This window comes from Collinsella aerofaciens, from assembly GCF_028209625.1.
Classification (GTDB): domain Bacteria; phylum Actinomycetota; class Coriobacteriia; order Coriobacteriales; family Coriobacteriaceae; genus Collinsella; species Collinsella aerofaciens_AM.
Genome location: NZ_JAQLDU010000022.1, coordinates 1 through 18,761, shown reverse-complemented (window position 1 = coordinate 18,761; position 18,761 = coordinate 1). Strand labels below are relative to the sequence as shown.

Annotated in this window: 14 protein-coding genes and 1 tRNA gene; 4 read left to right on the top strand and 11 right to left on the bottom strand. The window is 61.7% G+C overall.

Going from position 1 to position 18,761, the window contains the following annotated elements:
* Positions 1 to 73 precede the first annotated feature (73 nt).
* The 5 genes from PMW70_RS09140 to PMW70_RS09120 all read right to left on the bottom strand — a co-directional run bounded on the left by PMW70_RS09140 (position 74) and on the right by PMW70_RS09120 (position 6,644).
* Entirely contained in the window at positions 74 to 349 is a 276-nt protein-coding gene (locus PMW70_RS09140) for a hypothetical protein (protein WP_271744676.1), read from the bottom strand.
* Positions 346 to 1,377 carry a hypothetical protein gene (locus PMW70_RS09135; protein ID WP_271744674.1) on the bottom strand — a complete coding sequence of 344 codons (1,032 nt, stop codon included), beginning with the start codon at positions 1,375 to 1,377 and terminating at the stop codon, positions 346 to 348. Before PMW70_RS09135 ends, PMW70_RS09140 begins: the two co-directional genes overlap by 4 nt.
* A gap of 672 nt (positions 1,378 to 2,049) precedes the next feature.
* Complete coding sequence (bilR, locus tag PMW70_RS09130; protein WP_271744673.1) at positions 2,050 to 4,080, bottom strand: bilirubin reductase, long form; 2,031 nt, start codon at positions 4,078 to 4,080, stop codon at positions 2,050 to 2,052.
* Between the two features lie 563 nt (positions 4,081 to 4,643).
* Positions 4,644 to 6,086, bottom strand: coding sequence for an ATP-binding protein (locus PMW70_RS09125; RefSeq protein ID WP_117817758.1), 1,443 nt, complete (start codon positions 6,084 to 6,086; stop codon positions 4,644 to 4,646).
* A gap of 481 nt (positions 6,087 to 6,567) precedes the next feature.
* A tRNA-Met gene (locus PMW70_RS09120) sits at positions 6,568 to 6,644 on the bottom strand.
* Positions 6,645 to 6,840: 196 nt separating this feature from the next.
* Between PMW70_RS09120 and PMW70_RS09115 the strand changes: the two genes are divergently transcribed.
* Positions 6,841 to 7,689 carry a type III pantothenate kinase gene (locus PMW70_RS09115; protein WP_271744672.1) on the top strand — a complete coding sequence of 283 codons (849 nt, stop codon included), beginning with the start codon at positions 6,841 to 6,843 and terminating at the stop codon, positions 7,687 to 7,689.
* A gap of 123 nt (positions 7,690 to 7,812) precedes the next feature.
* Here the strand turns inward: PMW70_RS09115 and PMW70_RS09110 are convergent, their stop codons facing one another.
* The 3 genes from PMW70_RS09110 to PMW70_RS09100 form a co-directional block, all read right to left on the bottom strand.
* Complete coding sequence (locus PMW70_RS09110) at positions 7,813 to 8,514, bottom strand: hypothetical protein (protein WP_271744671.1); 702 nt, start codon at positions 8,512 to 8,514, stop codon at positions 7,813 to 7,815.
* Positions 8,515 to 10,245 carry a dihydropteroate synthase gene (gene folP, locus PMW70_RS09105; RefSeq protein ID WP_271744670.1) on the bottom strand — a complete coding sequence of 577 codons (1,731 nt, stop codon included), beginning with the start codon at positions 10,243 to 10,245 and terminating at the stop codon, positions 8,515 to 8,517.
* A 95-nt stretch (positions 10,246 to 10,340) separates the two neighbouring features.
* On the bottom strand, positions 10,341 to 11,093 hold the full coding sequence (locus PMW70_RS09100) for an NAD-dependent protein deacylase (RefSeq protein ID WP_271744669.1): 753 nt from the start codon (positions 11,091 to 11,093) through the stop codon (positions 10,341 to 10,343).
* Between the two features lie 135 nt (positions 11,094 to 11,228).
* Between PMW70_RS09100 and PMW70_RS09095 the strand changes: the two genes are divergently transcribed.
* Entirely contained in the window at positions 11,229 to 12,047 is an 819-nt protein-coding gene (locus tag PMW70_RS09095) for an exodeoxyribonuclease III (protein WP_271744668.1), read from the top strand.
* A gap of 535 nt (positions 12,048 to 12,582) precedes the next feature.
* Here PMW70_RS09095 and PMW70_RS09090 read toward each other — a convergent pair.
* Genes PMW70_RS09090 through PMW70_RS09080 form a run of 3 tightly spaced genes read right to left on the bottom strand, consistent with a single transcriptional unit; the run spans position 12,583 to position 15,831 of the window.
* A complete protein-coding gene (locus PMW70_RS09090) occupies positions 12,583 to 13,296 on the bottom strand; it encodes a DUF6580 family putative transport protein (protein ID WP_271744667.1) in 714 nt (237 codons plus the stop codon).
* Positions 13,297 to 13,300: 4 nt separating this feature from the next.
* Positions 13,301 to 14,944, bottom strand: coding sequence for an ABC transporter ATP-binding protein (locus tag PMW70_RS09085; protein ID WP_271744666.1), 1,644 nt, complete (start codon positions 14,942 to 14,944; stop codon positions 13,301 to 13,303).
* Positions 14,944 to 15,831, bottom strand: coding sequence for an energy-coupling factor transporter transmembrane component T family protein (locus PMW70_RS09080; protein ID WP_271744665.1), 888 nt, complete (start codon positions 15,829 to 15,831; stop codon positions 14,944 to 14,946). The genes PMW70_RS09085 and PMW70_RS09080 overlap by 1 nt, the downstream gene beginning before the upstream one ends.
* A 199-nt stretch (positions 15,832 to 16,030) precedes the next feature.
* Between PMW70_RS09080 and glmU the strand changes: the two genes are divergently transcribed.
* Together glmU and PMW70_RS09070 are read left to right on the top strand one after the other, a co-directional pair.
* Positions 16,031 to 17,443, top strand: coding sequence for a bifunctional UDP-N-acetylglucosamine diphosphorylase/glucosamine-1-phosphate N-acetyltransferase GlmU (gene glmU / locus PMW70_RS09075; RefSeq protein WP_271744664.1), 1,413 nt, complete (start codon positions 16,031 to 16,033; stop codon positions 17,441 to 17,443).
* A gap of 191 nt (positions 17,444 to 17,634) precedes the next feature.
* On the top strand, positions 17,635 to 18,621 hold the full coding sequence (locus PMW70_RS09070; protein WP_089573682.1) for a ribose-phosphate diphosphokinase: 987 nt from the start codon (positions 17,635 to 17,637) through the stop codon (positions 18,619 to 18,621).
* Positions 18,622 to 18,761: the final 140 nt, after the last annotated feature.

The following is an 18,761-nucleotide window of genomic DNA, read 5'->3' as shown; positions in this document are numbered from 1 at the left end:
GGAGGAATTCCGGAATCAGTCCCTATGTGCGGCGTAGGCCGCTTATTAGCCCGTCCAAGAATTGGGGCGCAGTTCAGGTGCCGTTGGAGTTTTTCATATCACCCCGTGACTCGTCATACGAAATCTCGATGGGCTCGATGCTCGTCTGGTTGGGACCCATGATCTTGAGCTGCGTGGGCGTTTGGATCTTGCCCACCGTGGACAGACTTTTGCTGCCCACAAACCACGAGAGAGACAAGCCGATGATAAGAGCGATTGCCGCCAGCAATATCAGGACCGCAAGGGCCTGTGCGCGGTGGTTTTCTATCCAATTGCGGGCATCGCCGAGGCGCGTTTGCATGGTGCTCATGAGCTCACGCCCTCCTGAGCGCTAATTCTAAGTTGGATGTATTTGACCTTATTGCCGATCTGCTCGTCGGCATTGTTGTACAGCGCCGAGCAGATGGCGGTGTCGCTGAAGGACATGCTAGACGAAACCGCGGGGGCGTTGGCAGCACTTGTGCCGTTTGCCGCGCCATAGAAGTAGTTCGCTTTATGCTCGTTCATGTCCGCCTGCAGAGCGCCGTAGTCAGACTTTGCGTCGCCCGCCGCCGCAAACAGATTCTTGTAGTAATTCGTGTTGCCGGTAAGGACGAAGTTCTGAAAGTACTCCGGCCATACCCAGTACAGATTGATGGTGACGGGTTTGTTCGTTGGCTTGGTCACATCGCCGTTTTCGCAAAATGCTTTCCTGGGAATCTCGATCTTGCTATCAACCACGCGGCCCGAGTAATACCCGTTCTGGTCGCAGCTCGTAAAGAACAATACATGGCCCTTAACCAAGCCAAGGAGCGTCGCTGCCTCGGGCGCCAGCGTTCCCCCGTCCTCAACAACGCCAATGTCCGTGTCCTTAAGCTTAAGCAAGCGCGACAGATTGATCGTGACCCCGTCCAGGTTACTCACCAGCGGCTTCACCGTAAATGTAATCTTGCCGCGAGCACCCGGGTACAGAGAGCCCGCGGTCTCGTTGTTCAGGTTGGAGCCGAGCGTTACCGTCATGGCGTCGGTCGTATCCAGGCCATCGATGGCATGCTTTTCCTCGGGCGTGCGCTCGGAGCGCTCGTAATAGCCCACGTGTGCGCCGGACTCACCCTCGCCCGCGGCGGTCAGCGTGTACCGCCCCGCCTTCGCCCCGATCGTACTCCCCGTGGCGCTCACTCGGTTATTCGCGGCAAACCAGGCCAGGCATGCAAAGATGGCAACGATGGCGGCCAGCACAAACAGACCGCTCACCAGGAAATCCTTCCAGAAATCCTTGAGGGTCCGCACGTGCTCGTCGGCAGCTTGGCGGTACTCGGCCGCCGTCTTGTGCTGCTGGAGCTCGCTATGTCGGTCCATGCCACTCATCGCTTACGTTTGCCCTGCTTGCGGGCTTGCCATCCTTTTCCGCTCGGTCGCGTTTATCCGTTGTTCGCAGGTAGAGAATTCAGGCAGAATACAACACCGTACGATAAGGTAAAAGAATAGCATTGACCTGCGGTTCGCTCCACAACGCAAGCCTTAATGATGTCTTAAAAGTCAAACCCTTGGTGCAAGTGGTCAGGTCACTTCGCGCCAACATGGTGCTAACAAACCTGACCACTTGCACCAATCCCCTTGCATCAAATTCGGATTTTCGGGTGTCAGCGATTCGGATTTTCATGTTCTAGGAGTTCGGATTTTCGGTCGCTCAAGATTCGGATTTTCTGAACCCGCTGGTCAGAGCACCCTCATTGGCAAAAAAACGGGGAGCACCGATAACGGCACTCCCCGCCCACTCAACCGTGCGCGCATTGTTCGCGCAACGGCTCGCACGTCCGTTCAAGCTTTGCCTCATCTTAACCTCATCTTTGCCTCATTTGAGGTGAAGATGAGGTTAGGGTGCGTTTAAGCTCGCCTGCCTCCTCGCACAAAAACCGGGGTGGGGCCTGCCGTTCTTGCAAGTCCCACCCCGGTCGATGGCCTGTGTGCGCCAGGACGCAGCCGGGCGAGGCGGATCCGTGCTACCGCCCCGCCCCGCCGCGATGTTAGCTACAGCTCGTTGGCCGCGTGATATGCCGTGCGAATGGCGCTCGCGATGTCGGCGGTGCGCTCGCCCGAGCAGTCACCCACGCAGGTCACGGGCACCGTCACGCCGTCCAGGTCAAACGCGTTGGCCTTGGAGCCCACGGCCATCACCACGTAATCGCAGGCGATCTTCACCGGCTCCTCGGCGCCGTCCTCGGTGGTGCGAATGGCCTCCACGCCCTCGTCGGTAATGGCGGTCAGGCGGGTCTTCACGTGCTGCTCCACGTTGTGCTCTGCGAAGTCGCTCATGATCAGCGGCAGAATGGTCTCGGACTCGCCCGCGGCAATCTTGTCGAGCATCTCCACGATCGCCACCTCGCAACCGTGCTGCAGCAAGTACTCGGCAGTCTCGGTGCCCACCAGGCCACCGCCAATGACGGCGACGCGTCCCGTAAGCTCCACCTTGCCGGCCAGCACGTCCCAGCTCGAGACGACCTTCTCCGAATCGGCACCCGGAACGGGGATGACCACGTCGTGCGCGCCCACGGCCACAATCGCGGCGTCGGCGGCGTTGAGGTCCTCAGCGGTAGCGACGTGGTTGAGCTCGACCTTCACACCCAGGCCGGGCAGAATCTTCTCGTAGTACTCGACCGAGCGCATGATCTCGTCCTTGCGCGGAGGCGCGGCCGCCAGCACAATCTGACCGCCCAGATGATCGCTCGCCTCGTAGACGGTCACGTCGTAGCCGCGCTTGGCCGCCACGCGCGCGGCCTCCAGGCCGGCAATACCGCCGCCCACCACGGCGATCTTCTTGTCGCCCTCGCCCGGCTTAATGGCGATGGTCGCCTCGTCGCCGTTCTCGGCATTGAGCACGCACGAGATGTACTTGCGGTTTTGAATCGCATCGACGCAGCCCTTGTTGCAGTTGAGGCACTCGCGAATGGGCTCACCCGTGGCAGCCTTCAGCGCAATGTCGGGGTCGCACATGAGCGAGCGGCCGTAGGCGATGATGTCGGCCGAGCCGTCTTCCAGGATCTTCTCGCCGGCCTCGACCGAGACGACGCGGCCGACGGTTGCCACCGGCACGGAGACCAGGGCCTTGACGCGCTCGGCCACGGGCAGCGTCCAGTTGTAGGGCATGGCGCCCATGGGCGGAATGGTGTCGCCCATGTTGCCGGTGTGGTTTGCCTGCGCAACCTGGATCATATCGATGCCGGCGCCCTCGAGCAGCTTGGCGAACTCGCAGGCCTCATCGGGCAGCAGACCGCCCTTGCCGCGCGTCGTGCCGTCGGGGTTCTCCATGATCACGGGGAGTTTGTACTCCACCATCAGCTCCGGCGCGGCCTCCTTAATGGCGGCGACGACCTCGAGTGCGTAGCGGACGCGGTTCTCGAACGAGCCGCCGTACTCGTCGGTGCGCTGGTTGAGGATGGCCGAGCACAGCGAACCCACCAGACGGTCGCCGTGGACCTCGATGGCGTCGATGCCAGCCTGCTGCGCGCGGGCGGCCGAGGCGGCGATAGCCTCCTTGATCTGGGTGAGCTGCTCCACGGTGGCCTCGTTCACAAAGTGCTGCATGTCGTGGTGCAGTTTGGCGTAGGCCTGCTTGCGAATCTCGTTGGACTCGGCCATCTTGGCGGCAAAGGTCTCCTCGTCGCCGGCGGCCTTGGCCTCCTGCGCGGCCTTGGCGGCGGCCATGGAGCCCATGACCATGCGGCCGACGCCGGGGACGTCGTACTCGGGGTGGAACAGCTGCAGCGCGACCTTGGCGCCGTGCTTGTGGACGGCGTCGGCCAGGGCCTTAAACGTGGGGATCTGAGCGTCGGTCGCCAGCTTGGGCGTGGGGCTTGCGGTCATAACGGGAGCGACGTCGCCGATGACGATGTAGCTCACGCCGCCACGGGCCAGGCGCTCGTAAAAAGCCAGGCTGCGCTCGCCGATGGAACCGTCGCGCTCCTCGTAGCCGGTGGTTAGCGGCGGGAACATAATGCGGTTCTTGAGCTCAAGGGGGCCAACCGTAATGGGCTGGAGCAGCTTGGATGCAGGTGCGGTCATGGACATTCCTCTCTTGTAGGCGCGGCGGCGATGTTGCCGCGTAGTTGTCTAGAGGATATGGCATGGGAGCACAGTGGCGCAACGGAAATCGGCAGACAGCAGGTAGCGGCAGGTGGATGGGGCGGGGCGGCCCGTCGGTTTGTCTCAATCTGTAACAGTAAGGCCCACTTTTGGCCTCCACCTGTTACAGATCGAGACAAACCAACCCGGCCCGCTAGAACATCTAAATCTGTAACAGCTACCCGGCAAAATCCGTCCCTCGTGTCACAGATTCAGATAAACGGAGCCCGGCTGCCGAAAAATCTCGTTCTGTAACATCTATCGGCCAAAAACGGCCCCACGTGTTACAGATCAAGACATTCCCCTCAGCCCATCCTCAACAATCTCAATCCGTAACATCTAGGCCCGCTTTTGACCCCTACCCGTTACAGATTGAGATTTTGTTTGAGATTTGCCGAGGGACTATATCCACGCGTCATCGAAGCCACTGCGACAGAGGTGCGACATTACTGCGACAGAGGTGCGACATTACTGCGACAGAGGTGCGAAATAGATCGACCACCTTACCTTATCGTGTAGAACTGTTTTGGGTCGTTATGGGATGAGCCGTGCCATTCGAGCAGCCCGTCTTCCTCAATTAACTTACCAAGCACCCGGCTTGCTGTGCGGCGATTTCTCCCGATGTGCGCTGCAAGCTCCCTTGCTGTCACCCTTCCGTTCGCAAAGGCCAACCTGACGGCGGCGAGCTCATACTCCCCCAATGAGGCGATCACCTCCGGTGATACCTTGTCCTCGAGAGCCTCGCTTCTCCTTACGGTTCTGGCAACGATATTGTTCTCAAGCGTTAGCTGAACCCTTGCCCCATCAGGTTCCGTGTAGACCGGATCATTGAGCAGAGAGTTTTGCATCTCGGTATAAATGCGCTTGACGCCCTCGTTTAGCTCCCGAACCCAACCAAATTCAACCAGCGTGCGCGCGATGCGTGGGTTGCGCGAGTAACGAGTGGTCCTCATGTTGTCGAGCGTCACGATATTGGGAAGCGCGCCTGGACTGATGATTTCCAAACGGTCGTCGAACATCGAGACCCGGATGTAGTCGCCGCGGAACGAGTAGTCGCGATGTGTCACCGCGTTGACCAAGCCCTCGAACCAGGCGAACTCAGGATACTCAGGCACGGTCTGGAATTTCCCGTCGGGCCCCAGGAACTGAAATTCGCGGAGCATGCTCGAGATGAGTTCGTAGGCGTCTTGGATCACCTTAGGCAGCGGCCCACAGAAGCTTCGTTCTTTCGTGATGTTGAGACGCTCGCCCGTCTCCATTTTGACGCCGTCGTAGCGCAGGACACGGACTCGCGCCTGTGGCATCATCGCGGACGGATCCAGCGCGAATAGCAGGGCTCCAGCAACGGTCAGCTTTCCGTCACGCATAAAACGACGACTTCTAAGGACCTGCTCGTCGGAAACTTCGGTTCCAAGAATCCCTTTGTAGCGATCAAGCACTTCATGGTCCACGTCATCTAGGGAGGAATCCTCAACAAGCTCGTCCTCGAAGATTCTCTGCCCCTTATCGTACTCGAGGGCAAATACCTGTTCGCGGCTGAGCCTCACGCTCTTGTCGTCCTGCCGCAAGAAAACCTCGCCGTCGCTCACGCGAGCAACAGAGTGGTTGGTCGAGGCATCGATGTCCAAAACGAGAACGAAGTCCTCCTCGCCCGAAGAATTGACCACGGGGATTCGGTCTTTGCGAACAATAGGGGTTGGCGTGCAAGTCGTGAGCGCAGCGCGCTCGAATTTCTCAATGTCGCGCGCGCCGTTACGCTTGAAGCCCGTTACCTCACCATTATCCTCGATACCGATAACGAGCTTGCCTCCCGCCGAGTTGGCGAATGCACTAATATGCTTCGCAATCTCCTTGTCATCCTTGCGGGCGCTCTTTCGATCGAAGTACTGATTCTCCCTGAGAGTGGAAAATAGAATCACATCGTTTGTCGCGATGGGTTGCTGCATTGCCGCCTCCTTACATGGCTCCATAAAGAAGTGTAAGTCAAAGGCATCGTATAGACGGCCCCTACATAGCGGCCCCTTTATTGTTTTTAAGACGTCACTGTTTCTAGTTAAGGATCGTTAAGGGTCGTCGCAGCTCCTTCCAATTGGAATCTATCAATCGACAAGTCAATCCATCCAGCCCGTGATTATCGATAGCCCGTCCGCCTCACATAATAAAAAGAGTCAAGATTCACTCATAAAGGAGAGCAACAACAAAATCTCAATCTGTAACAGCTACTCGGCAAAATCCATCCCTCGTGTTACAGATTTAGACAAACGGGGGCCGGCTGCCGGAAAATCTCGATCTGTAACATCTAGCCGTCCAAATCGGGTCTACGCGTTACAGATCGAGATTTTGTTTGAGAGGTTGAAAACCGTGCCGAAAACACGGTCCCGGAATAACAAAAAAGCTCGCCGGCTAGGCCGACGAGCTGCAAGTTCTTGGTCGCGGGGGCAGGATTTGAACCTACGACCTCCGGGTTATGAGCCCGGCGAGCTACCAGACTGCTCCACCCCGCAATGTCTGGGCGCCTCATGTGCGCAAGAAAGAATATTACGCGGGAGTTCGGTAAACGGCAAGGAAAATCTCGTAGAGCATAATTCCTTCATATTTAAACCCCTCAGCCCCTATCACCGTAAACGAATTGCAGCCGAGCGCCGTCGACGGCACGTATACAATGGTGCGCGTCCTTTTATGCCAACACCGGGAGTAGACATGCTGCTCGCTATCGATATGGGAAATACGCAGACGGCCATGGGCCTGTTTGACGGAGACGAGCTGGTGCAGTCGTGGCGTATGCCCACCGACCGCTCCTATACCGCCGACGAGATCCACGTGCGCCTGATGGGTTTCTTTAAGATGTACGGCCTCTCGCTCGATACGGTTGACGCGATCGCCTTTGCGGGCGTGGTGCCGCAGCTCTCGCGCGAGTGGCACGCCGTGGCCGACCGCATTGCCGCAGACGCCATCGTCATCGGGCCGCAGACGGCCGCCGTGACCAAGCTGCGCGCGGCGCGCCCCCAGGCCGTTGGTGCCGACCGCATCGCCAACGCCGTCGCTGCCGAGACCTTCTACGGCGCCCCGGCGATCGTGGTGGACTTTGGCACCGCGACCAATATCGACGTCATCGACGTGGACGGCTATTACATTGGCGGAGCGATTGCGCCGGGCATCCGCATTTCGATGGACGCGCTCGCCGCCCGAGCCGCCAAGCTCGCCAGCGTTCCGCTCGAGGCGCCCGAGCACGCCATCGGTCGCGACACCGAAGAGTGCATCAAGGTCGGTGCCGTAATGGGCGCCGCCTCCATGGCCGAGGGCCTGGTCGCGCGCATGAAGCGCGAGCTGGGGCGCGAGGACGCCACCGTTATCGCCACGGGCGGCCTCGCCAGCATCGTCGCCGATTCGACCGACGCCTTCGACATAGTCGACGGGCAGCTCACCATCAAGGGCATCTGCGAAATCTACCGCCGCATGCAGAAGCTGGGGGTAAAACAGGGACATAAGTCGAGCACGCCCGATGTCACAGCCCCGCAAACGTTCGCCAAGCCTATTCCTCAAAACTGAAAAATTTTCAATTTTGAGGAATAGGGCGCTGGCAACCCATTCCCCAGATAGGCGAAACCCTCCCCGGCGCAGGCCGAGGAGGGTCTTGTTGTCATCGCTGTCTTTGAACGCGGGCGCTACGCGTTACAGCCCGCGAATCCGTACGGCCTCGGGCGGAAACTCCTGCTCGCCGGCATCGGTCTTGATGGTCGCGCGGCCCCAGATGTCCAGGCCCGCAAACACACCGACCGCAAGCGGCAAACCGTTGGGCGACACCGCCGCAACCTGACGACCCAGCAGCGGCACCATATCGAAGTACTCACCCAGCACCGGAGCCAGCGGGCCGGCAGCGCCCTGTGGTGTGTTGGCGGCAACCGCCCAGGTGTCCACGCGGGTCAGCACGGCGGTGGCCAATGCCTCGACCAGCACCTCGTCGGCCATATCCACGCCAAGCTCACCCAGCGCCGCACGCTCAATATCAACCGTCACTGCGGAAAACATGCCCGCGGCACCGGCACCGCCGTTCACGGCAACACGCGCGAGCGACGCCTCAAACGCAGGCGCACCGCACACGATATCGCTCGGCCACTGGATACCCACTTTACCGGCAAGGCCCAACCCCGGCGTCGAAGCCGTGCCCACGAGCGCGTCCATCATGCCCATCGCGGCCACAAACGGCAGGCCGTGGAAGGCGTGCATGTTCACATCGGGGCGCACAACCAGCGAAAACGTCAGCGAAGCATCGCCCACGCTCCACGCGCACCAGCCCGCGGACACGCCCTCGCGGCCCGCGTCACGCGCCGCGTCGAGCTCGGTACCGGCGACAACAGCATTCATCTCGATCATCTACATACGCCCCAATTCGCCCACGATATGGCCCACGCGATCCTCGGGTTCCTTGACCTCGACACCGTTATAGCGGAAGAACCGCGCCGGGTCGTGCATCAGGTCCTCGAGCGGCACCAGCACAAAGTCGCGCTCGCCAATGAGCGGATGCGGCAGGCGCAGCTTTTTGCCGCCGTGGGTCTCGCCGTCCATCCACAGCAGGTCCAGGTCGATGGTGCGCGGACCGTTGGCCTTGGCCTTTTTGGAGCGGTCGCGGCCCAGCTCGGCCTCGATCTTCATGAGCTCGTCGAGCAGCACCAGCGGCGCCAGCTCGGTCTTAATCTCGATGACGGCGTTGGCAAACGCGTCCTGGCGCGTCTCGTAGGCCGGCTCGCTCTCGTAGATCTTGGAGGAGTTGGACACGCAGGTGAGTGGAATCTCGGCGATCATGTCGCGTGCGGCGCGGATGTTGTCACAGCGATGCCCCAGGTTGGAGCCCACGGCCACAAACGCGCGGCGCGGCTGCGGCTTGGCAACCGCCCAGTAGCCGTTCAGGAACTGCGCAAAGCCCGCGGCGTCGTGCACGCGCACGATGTTGGCACCGGCCTGGATGGCGCCCAGGCACACGCCAAACGTAGCGGCATCGCGCTCGGCGGCCTCGGTCACGCCCGAGACGGCGCCCACAAAGCGCTTGCGCGATACGGCGCACATGAGCGGATAGCCCAGTGACGCCATCTTGGCAGTCTCGCGCTGGATGACGATGTCCTCGTTGGCCGTCTTGCCAAAGCCCGGACCGGGATCGATGCAGATGCGGTCGCGCGACACGCCGGCGTGGATGAGCGCGCGGGCCTGGTCGGACAGAAAGCCCATGACGCGGCGCATGATGGGCGCCGAATCGGGCAGGGTGAAGCGGCGGAGCTGCGAGGTGGGCACGTAGGCTTCCTCGCGGCGGGCGCTGCGGCGCATCATGGCGGCCAGGCGGTCATTGGGCTCCGATGCGGCCTCGGTGGCCTCGGGCGCGGGCGCGACGGTCTCGGCAGCAGCAGCCTGCTCGGCGGCCGGCGTCTCCTGCTCGCTTGCAGGCTCGGTCGCGGGCTCAGGTTCGCCAAACGGCAACGAGGGCTGCACCACGCCGCCCGGAAGCTTGGCCTCCGGCTTAGGCTCGCCCAGCAACTTGCCGCGACGGCGACGGGCCGGCTTCTCGGCCTCGCGCGCGGCCTCGGCAGCCGCTTCGCGTGCCTTCTCGGCAACAAACGCCGCTGCCGAGGTATCGAGCTGCACCGTTGCGTGCGTGCGCGCGGGCGCGGCGACCTCGCCGGCATGCATCACGATGACGCCGCAGGTGCTCGTCTTAACAAACTCGACCATCTTGGGGTCGGTGAAGCCGGTCACGTCGTTGACGATCGAGGCGCCGCAGCGCACGGCCGCCTTGGCAACCGCCACATGACGCGTGTCAATCGAGACGATGGCGCCCTCTTTGGCCAGCGCGCGCACCACGGGCAGCACGCGGCGCGCTTCCTCATCGGGATTGACCGGGGTAAAGCCGGGACGCGTGGACTCACCGCCCACGTCGATGACGTCGGCGCCGGCGTCGAGCATCGCCAGGCCATACTCGATCGCGGCATCCGGGTCGAAGTGCTCCCCGCCATCGCTAAACGAATCGGGCGTCACGTTGAGGACGCCCATGATGCGCGGGCGGTCAAAGCTGAGCTCATACTTTCCGCACCGCCATGTCTTGCTGTCGTTCGCCATGAACATCCTCCTAAAATGCCCACGTCGCCGAGCTTGGGGAGCTGGCGGCGGGGTCGCTTTGCACTCAGTCTTTCTATTGTATCCGCGCACGCGGGCTAGAACGCAAACGCGGCCGCGATGTCGCAAGAAATCAGCAGGTCGGCATTTGCATCCTGATCGGTGGGGGCAAGGTTGCATATGGCCAGTGTATCGCCGGTAAAGTAGCGTGTAAGACCCGCCGCCGGATACACCACGAGCGAGGTCCCGCCTACAATGAGGGCATCGGCCGCGGCGATGGCGGCAACGGCACCGGTCAACACATGCTCGTCGAGCGGCTCTTCGTAGAGCACCACATCGGGCTTGATGCGACCACCGCACGCGGGGCACACGGGCACGCCCGCGGCGTCCTCGTGCTCGCGCGAGCAAATCCACTCGGCGCTATAGACCGCTCCGCACGACTGACAAATGTTGCGATGGACCGATCCGTGCAACTCAAACACGCGCTGCGAGCCCGCCACCTGATGCAAGCCGTCGATGTTTTGCGTCACCACGGCATCAAGCTTGCCGACGCGCTCCAGCTCGGCCAGCTTGGTGTGGCAGCGGTTGGGCTTAGCGTTAAGCGCAATCATCTTGGTTCGGTAAAAGTCGAAGAACTCCGCCGGATGTGTCTCGTAAAAGCTGTGCGACAGCATGCTCTCGGGCGGATAGGCAAACTGCTGGTGATACAGGCCGTCCACGCTGCGAAAATCGGGAATGCCGCTTGCCGTGGAAACACCAGCGCCGCCAAAGAACACCACGTGCTCGTGGGTATTGAACAGCTCCGCCAGCGCGGCGGAGGCCTGCTTGGGGTCCGATATTGCCTGCGTCATATGAGCCCTCCGTCCTTGTTGATCGGGCGGCGTCGGGCGATGTCCCAGCATGCGACCTTTAAGTCAGCATGCGCGGAGCCCACCCCGCCCCTGTTGCGCTAATCTTAAGCCTGCCAACCCCGTCGAAAGGACACCATGCCTCAGACTTACACTTTCGCCTCGTGGAACGTCAACGGCCTGCGCGCCGTGCTCAAAAAGGACCCGAGCTTTATCCAGATCGCGCAAGAACTCGACGTCGATATCCTGGCGCTGCAAGAGACCAAGTTGCAAGAAGGCCAGGTCGATATTGACCTGCCCGGCTATCACCAAACCTGGAGCCACGCCGAGCGTAAAGGCTATTCGGGCACTGCGGTCTTTAGCCGCCAGGAACCGCTGCGCGTGCTGCACGCCGACGCACTGCTACCCTACGCCGGCGAGAACGAGGCGGCCGTACTCGTCGCCCAAGCCGCAACCGAGGGCCGCGTCTGCGCGCTGGAGTTCGACAAGTTCTGGTTTGTGGATGTCTACACTCCCAACGCGCAAAACGAACTCGCCCGCATCGACGTGCGCATGGCCTGGGACGATGCTTACCGCGGCTTTTTGAACGCGCTCGAGCGCGAGACCGGCAAACCCGTCGTGACCTGCGGCGACTTTAACGTGGCGCACGAGGAGATCGACCTTAAGAACCCCAAGTCCAACCGCGGCAACGCCGGCTTTTCGGACGAGGAGCGCGGCAAGTTTACCGAGCTGCTCAACGCCGGCTTTACCGATACCTGGCGCGCGGCAAACCCCGACGTCGAGGGCGTCTACAGCTGGTGGAGCTATCGCTTTAATGCCCGCAAGAACAACGCCGGCTGGCGCATCGACTACTTCCTGGTAAGCGACGCAATCGCCGACAACGTACGCGACACCGGCATCCGCGGCGACATCTTCGGCAGCGACCACTGCCCCGTCACCCTCACGCTAGAGCTCTAGCCCCAGCTGATCCCCTGGGGACGGAGGAAAACGAATCATTTTGGGCCTCGTGGTGGTATCCACGTGACCCATCCGCCACGAAACACGCCCATCTACTACGTTTAAGCCACCACCCTCAACCACAGCGAACAACGCAAAAAGAAAACCGCAGGTAGAAAGCCTGCGGTTTTTCATAAAACGCGGTTGTGTTTGGGGGTGTCGGGTCAAACGTAGTAGATAGGCTGATTTCGTGGCGGGCGAGTTCAGCTGATTCCCCGGGGACGTCTGGAGACGGAAGAAAACGGATCAATTTGGCTCTTGAGGGTCACGACGCCCGTCATATCAGCCGGCCATTCCAAAACTATGCCAGTTTACGGGGCTAAATCGCGAACCCCCAACCATACGCAATTCCGAAATAATAAAACCGCAGGTAAACGGCTTGCTCTATTTCAAAAATAGCCGGCATGGTCTGCTTGTGCCAATCTGGCCCCGTAAACCGGCATAGTTTTAAAATGACACTTCGGCAGTATTGATTCCCGCCCCGGCGCAACCAGCCCTACAGTCCGTACTTCACGACGACTCGGTTGATGCGGCGACACCAAGGCTTGTACAGGGCGACCAAAAACACGCAGGTCGCAAGGCCGTGCGTGATATCGAACGGTACGGCGGTGGCAAGACGCGCCATGGCACCCGCCCACGTGAGCGGTTGAACAAAACCGATAATGTCGTAGGCGTTGATCACAACGCCGTACAGCAAACCCGAAGCAAAGCCGTAGGTCAGCAGCGCCGGCATACGCACGGTGCCGTCGGCGCGGTCGAACGCACCCGCATGCGCCAGCGCACCGCCAACGTATCCCACGAGCCCCCAGGCATACATCTGCCACGGCGTCCACATGCCCTGTCCAAAAAAGAAATTGCTGGTCAGCGCCGCCAGCGCGCCAACCATAAAACCATTGCGGCGACCAAGCGTCGCCCCCGCGATAGTGGCGATGGCACTCACGGGTTTAAAGTCGGGAATGGGGCCAAACAAGATGCGCCCCGCCGCGGCCAACGCCGCCAGAACCAGCGTTGGCATAATCTGGCGCAGGCCCGGTCGCGACGCCTCATAGCCTGCAAAGAACAGCGCAAGCACCAGCGCCACCACGACAAGCATGGCGAGCGCCGCCTGCTCAACGCCCGCCAGCAACGCCGAAGCCATCACGGCTGGCACCGCCAGCAGCAGCGGTATCTCCAGTTTTGCGAGTAGGCGCACGATGCGATAATCCGCCATCCCATCACGCCCTATAAAACACGTTGTCGGCAAAGAAGTCGGCCGGCGGCTCCATGCAGGCAATCTCGCCATCGAACATCATGGCGATGTCGTCGGCGACCTGCTCGGCAAAGTCCAAATCGTGCGTAGCCATGATGACGGTGCCGCCAGCCTTCGCATGGTCACGCAGGGCGCGGGCGATGATGCGGCGGCTGGCCAGGTCCAAACCCTTGGTGGGCTCATCGAGCAATAGCAGTTCGGGGCCGATCAACAGCAGCTTTGCCAACGCAAGCAGCTGACGCTGTCCGCCCGAAAGATCGTACGGATGGCGCCCATCCAGACCCGACAGCCCCAAGCTCGCCGCACGCTCCCGCGCCAAGTTCTCGTCATATCCGCAGGTCGAGGCCCATTCCATCAGCTCATCGCGAACCGTCTCGGCAACCAGCAATGCTTTGGGATTCTGAGGCAACAGCGCCGCCGAGGCCGCTCCGCGCACCATGCGGCCGCGCTGCAGCTTGGCGGTCTTGGCCAGCACCGAAAGCATCGTCGACTTGCCGCAGCCGTTTCCGCCCACGACTGCATGCACCGCGCCAGCCGAAAACGACGCATCGAGCCCGCGCAGCACCCAACCGTCCGCGCGATCGTAGCGAAACCAGCCTTCCGACAGGGTGGTAGCCGACCCAGCGTGCATTTTTTGGAGTATTCTGCTTCCATTCGTGCGCGGGAAGGCTTCCGAGCCGTTCTCGAGCGACGTTTGCGCCACAAATTCGGACGATTTGTCCAATTCCGAACTTTTTTTCGCGCTCGATACGTCCCCGGGCGTCTCCAGAGAGTCCAAATTGTCCTCACGCCTGCTGAATACTCCGTTTTTTGCACATCGGATGGCACCCCACCCCAACATATCATCGGAAAACAGCGATTCTCGGCGTCCCAAAGAAGCCATATCTGCCACCTCGCGCACGCAACCGTCCTCAATCCGGTACGCACACGTCGCGTATTCGAGCATTGGGCGCGGCTGATGCGTCGCCACAACAACCGTGCAGCCCAGCTCGCGATTCACACGAAACAGCGCGTGCAGGAAATTCTTCTCGGCAACGGGATCGAGCTGAGACGTGGGCTCGTCGAGCAGCAGCACGCGCGGGCGCAGCGCCAGAACGGCCGCCAACGACAGCAACTGTTTGCGACCACCCGAAAGCGTGTCAGTATCGCGGTGAAGCCAATCTTCCAGACCAAAGAAATAGCTGGTCTCGGCAACACGGCGGCGCATCTCGTCGCGCGACATGCCTAAGTTTTCCAGGCCAAACGCCATCTCGTGCCACACGGTCTCGCACACAATCTGGTTCTCGGGATCCTGAAACACGTAGCCCACGCGCTCCGCAGACGCGCGCACGTCCATGTCGGCAACGCTCTCGCCCAGCACGCGCGCATCGCCAGTGCGCTCGCCCGCCGGAGCGATCTCGGGCTTGAGCAACGACAGCAGCGTCGACTTACCCGATCCGGTACCGCCAACAAGCAGCGCAAATGCACCTTGGGGGACAGACCAGTCGAGCCCCTCGAGCACCGCAGCATCAGCCCCGGGGTAGGTAAAGCTCAGGCTCCGCACCTCAATCGCCAGCATATCCGGGTCGCACGCCGCGCCCGACACCGGGCCCCTATCCAACCGAGCCATCAGCCAAACCTCTTCTCATCAATCGCGTGCAACGCGCAAGGCAGCATCATCCAGGCAGCGTACACGACATAGCCCAGCCACGGCGCCGGAACCGAGAGCTGCGGATAAAACGAATACTGCGTCGTCGCGGTCCACGCCACCGCCACCGCGACAGCACCAAACAGTGCGAGCCCGGCCAGCGCGGCAACGTCGCTGCGCCCCAGTCGATACCGCGCATACGTCGTACGACGCGTCGCGGCACCCCACCCGCGCGAGCGCGTCGCGTCCGCGCGCTCCAGCGAATCTTCCATGCCCCAGCCCATCAACACGCTCGACGCCCGCAGGCGCGAGCGTACGGGGTCGGCCGGCGCGCGGCCCGGCACATCAATCGTATCCTGCACCGCCAGCACCGTACGACCGCGGCGTAAAAACTGCGGGATAAGCCTCATGCACATCGAGATCATGAGCGCAATCACCGGCGCGGCATTGCCCAGCAGCGCGAGTACCTTGTCGTATTCGAGCATCGATGCCGCCGCCTCAAACCACAGTATGCTCGCCACAAACAGCCCGCCCATGCACAGGCCGTATACCATGCTCTCCAGATACACCGCGCGCATGCCAATACGGAACAGCTCCGTCGAGCCCGAGGCGCTAAACAGCGGATTGAGCACCGCAACGATCAAAATTACCGGCAGCTGCCAGCGGAGCGCGCCCAGCGTGCGGGCAGCCCCACGCGTCGCAAATCCATACGCCAGCCCGCCCGCAAGTGACAGCGCAATCAGCACCGGCTGCATCGAGAACATAGTGAGCCCCAGCGTCAGCACTATATAGAGTGCCGGCACAGCCGGATGAGACATCGAGAATGCCGCGACGGGCTCGCCGCCAAACCCCTCTCGTATGTTGTCCACGGGTACCCCCGTCCCCTCGCTCAAACGACAGCTCCACAGCACCGCCAACGCCGCACACAAGCAGTGCAAACGCCACGCCGGCGGCGCAAGCCTCAACCGCCGCAAACCAATCGTTACGCGCTCGTCATATGCCTGCGGTATCATATTGCGCCGTGTATCGTTTCCAAACACACGTCTCTATAACGTAACAGGAGATCACATGGACGCAACCGCAATTATCCTCGCTGCCGGCGAGGGCACCCGCATGAAGTCGAACCACTGCAAGGTTTCGCACAAGATCCTGGGTAAGCCCATGGTCCAGTGGATCGTCGACGCTACCATCAAGGCCGGCTGCAGCCGCGTCGTGGTTGTCATCGGCAGCCACGCCGACGAGATGCGCGCCCTCATCGACGGCGCCTACGCCAACAGCGCCACCAAGGTCGAGTGCGTCGAGCAGACCGAGCGTCTGGGCACCGGTCACGCCGTGAAGGTCGCGCTCGAGGCCTGTGGCATCACGCAAGGCCCCGTCGTGGTGCTCAACGGCGACCTGCCGCTCATCACCGCCGACACCGTCGCCAAGTTCGCGCAAACCGTCGCCACCGGCGAGCTCGCCTGCACCGTCATGACCATGACCCCGCCCGATCCTTTCGGCTACGGCCGCATCAAGCTGGGCGCCGATGGTCAGATCGAGCGCATCATCGAGCAGAAGGACTGCACGCCCGAGCAGGCCGCCACGCTGCTGGAGTGCAACGCCGGCTGCTACGCATTTGACGGCACGCAGCTCGCCGCCCACATCAACGAGATCGGCAACGACAACGCGCAATCCGAGTACTACCTGCCCGACATGCTCGAGATCCTCAAAGGCCACGGCCAGGCTGTCTCCATCTTCCACTGCGACGACTACCGCGACGGTCTGGGCGTCAACAGCCGTATCCAGCTCGCGCAGCTCACCGCCATCGCGCGCGACCGCATCAACGAGCACTGGATGGCCGAGGGCGTTACCTTCATCGACCCCACGCAGGCCTGGATCGGCCCCGACGCCACCATCGGCCGCGACACCGTCGTGTGGCCGCAGACGCACCTGATCGGCCACGTCACCGTGGGCGAGGAGTGCCAGCTCGGCCCCAACAGCCGTCTCACCGACACCACCGTCGGCAGCGGCTGCACCATCGATGAGACCATCGCCATCGAGGCCGTCATCGAGAACGGCGTCGACTGCGGCCCGCGCGCCTACCTGCGCCCGGGCACCCACATGCTCGACGGTTCCAAGGCCGGCACGCATGTGGAGATCAAGAAGTCCACGATCGGCGAGGGTTCCAAGGTGCCGCACCTGTCCTACATCGGCGACACCACCATGGGCCCCGGCGTCAACGTGGGCGCTGGCTCCATCACCTGCAACTACGACGGCGTGCACAAGCACAAGACCGTCATCGGCAAGGATGCCTTCATCGGCTCCGACACCATGATGGTCGCGCCTGCCCAGATCGGCGACGGCGCGCTCGTGGCCGCCGGCTCCGTCATCACCGAGCCGGTCCCGGCAGACGCACTCGGACTGGGTCGTGCCCGTCAGGTAAATATTGAGGGCTGGGCCGCCGATTATCGCCGCCGTCTGCACGAGGACGACGAGGTATAACGTTTTATCAAGCATCTAAGGAGCTGTTCCCATGGGGACGGCTCCTTTTTCTATGCTGACCTGCGCGACCGGATGAGTGGTCGGTTCGTGTCCGTTGACGGTAAAGACGTTATCAAGACTCGATAAACCCCGCCGCGCGGTTACAATGCAACAAGGCATCTATATGGCATTCGATATAAAGGAGAAGGGTAATGCCGATTAATGATCCCGAGAAGTCGGAGAATATGCGCAAGTCCATCCGCGTGTATTCCGGTTCCTCCAACCGTCCCCTCGCTCAGAAGATTGCTGAGTACCTTGGGGTCGAGCTTTCGGGCCTTACGCTAAAGCAGTTCGCCAATGGTGAGATTTACGCCCGCTACGACGAGACCGTCCGCGGCGCCGACGTCTTCCTGATTCAGTCCGTGGCCGGCGGCAACGTCAACGACATGCTCATGGAGCTGCTCATCGCCACCGACGCTGCCAAGCGCGCATCCGCCCGCTCCATCACCGCCGTTATCACCCACTACGGCTATGCCCGCCAGGACCGCAAGGCCGGCCCGCGCGAGCCCATCACTGCCCGCCTCGTCGCCAACCTGCTCGAGCGCGCCGGCGTCAACCGCATCATCACCCTCGACCTGCACCAGGGTCAGATCCAGGGCTTCTTTGATATCCCGGTTAACCACCTGTCCGCGCTGCCGCTGTTTGGCCAGTACTACAACGACATGCACTTCGACACCGACAACCTGGTTGTCGTCTCCCCCGACGTGGGTCGTGCCAAGGCCGCCAAGAAGCTGTCCGACATGCTCGGCTGCGACCTGGCCATCGCCCACAAGGGCCGTCCGCGCCACAACGCCGCCGAGGTCATGGGCATCATCGGTGACATCAAGGGCAAGACCTGCATCATCAACGACGACATGATCGACACCGCTGGCACCCTGTGCGCCAACGTCAAGGAGCTCAAGGCTATGGGCGCCGGCGACATCTACGTCTGCGCCACCCACGGCATCTTCTCCGGTCCGGCCATCGAGCGCCTGAACGATGCCCCCATCGTCGAGTGCGTCGTCACCGACGCCATCCCCGTCGAGGTTGGCGGCAAGATCAAGACCATCTCGGTCGCAGAGGAGTTCGCTCAGGCCATCTCCGCCGTTTACCACGAGGAGCCCGTCTCCACGCTCGTCGGCGGCGACTTCGCGCTGTAGTCGCATCGTCCTTGCAACCCGGCGCATCGCCGTCGGAACAGAAGAAACCCCCGCGCTCCCCCTTTGAACTGCGCCCCAATTCTTGGACGGGCTAATAAGCGGCCTACGCCGCACATAGGGACTGATTCCGGAATTCCTCC

Bases quoted from the DNA above. Each gene is read 5' to 3' on its own strand.
- PMW70_RS09115 (WP_271744672.1), top strand. From the start codon at position 6,841: ATGCTGCTCGCTATCGATATGGGAAATACGCAGACGGCCATGGGCCTG.
- PMW70_RS09095 (WP_271744668.1), top strand. From the start codon at position 11,229: ATGCCTCAGACTTACACTTTCGCCTCGTGGAACGTCAACGGCCTGCGC.
- bilR (WP_271744673.1), bottom strand. From the start codon at position 4,080: ATGACCGCACCTGCATCCAAGCTGCTCCAGCCCATTACGGTTGGCCCC.
- PMW70_RS09140 (WP_271744676.1), bottom strand. From the start codon at position 349: ATGAGCACCATGCAAACGCGCCTCGGCGATGCCCGCAATTGGATAGAA.
- PMW70_RS09090 (WP_271744667.1), bottom strand. From the start codon at position 13,296: ATGGCGGATTATCGCATCGTGCGCCTACTCGCAAAACTGGAGATACCG.
- PMW70_RS09110 (WP_271744671.1), bottom strand. From the start codon at position 8,514: ATGATCGAGATGAATGCTGTTGTCGCCGGTACCGAGCTCGACGCGGCG.
- PMW70_RS09085 (WP_271744666.1), bottom strand. From the start codon at position 14,944: ATGGCTCGGTTGGATAGGGGCCCGGTGTCGGGCGCGGCGTGCGACCCG.
- PMW70_RS09070 (WP_089573682.1), top strand. From the start codon at position 17,635: ATGCCGATTAATGATCCCGAGAAGTCGGAGAATATGCGCAAGTCCATC.
- folP (WP_271744670.1), bottom strand. From the start codon at position 10,245: ATGGCGAACGACAGCAAGACATGGCGGTGCGGAAAGTATGAGCTCAGC.
- PMW70_RS09125 (WP_117817758.1), bottom strand. From the start codon at position 6,086: ATGCAGCAACCCATCGCGACAAACGATGTGATTCTATTTTCCACTCTC.
- PMW70_RS09100 (WP_271744669.1), bottom strand. From the start codon at position 11,093: ATGACGCAGGCAATATCGGACCCCAAGCAGGCCTCCGCCGCGCTGGCG.
- PMW70_RS09135 (WP_271744674.1), bottom strand. From the start codon at position 1,377: ATGGACCGACATAGCGAGCTCCAGCAGCACAAGACGGCGGCCGAGTAC.
- glmU (WP_271744664.1), top strand. From the start codon at position 16,031: ATGGACGCAACCGCAATTATCCTCGCTGCCGGCGAGGGCACCCGCATG.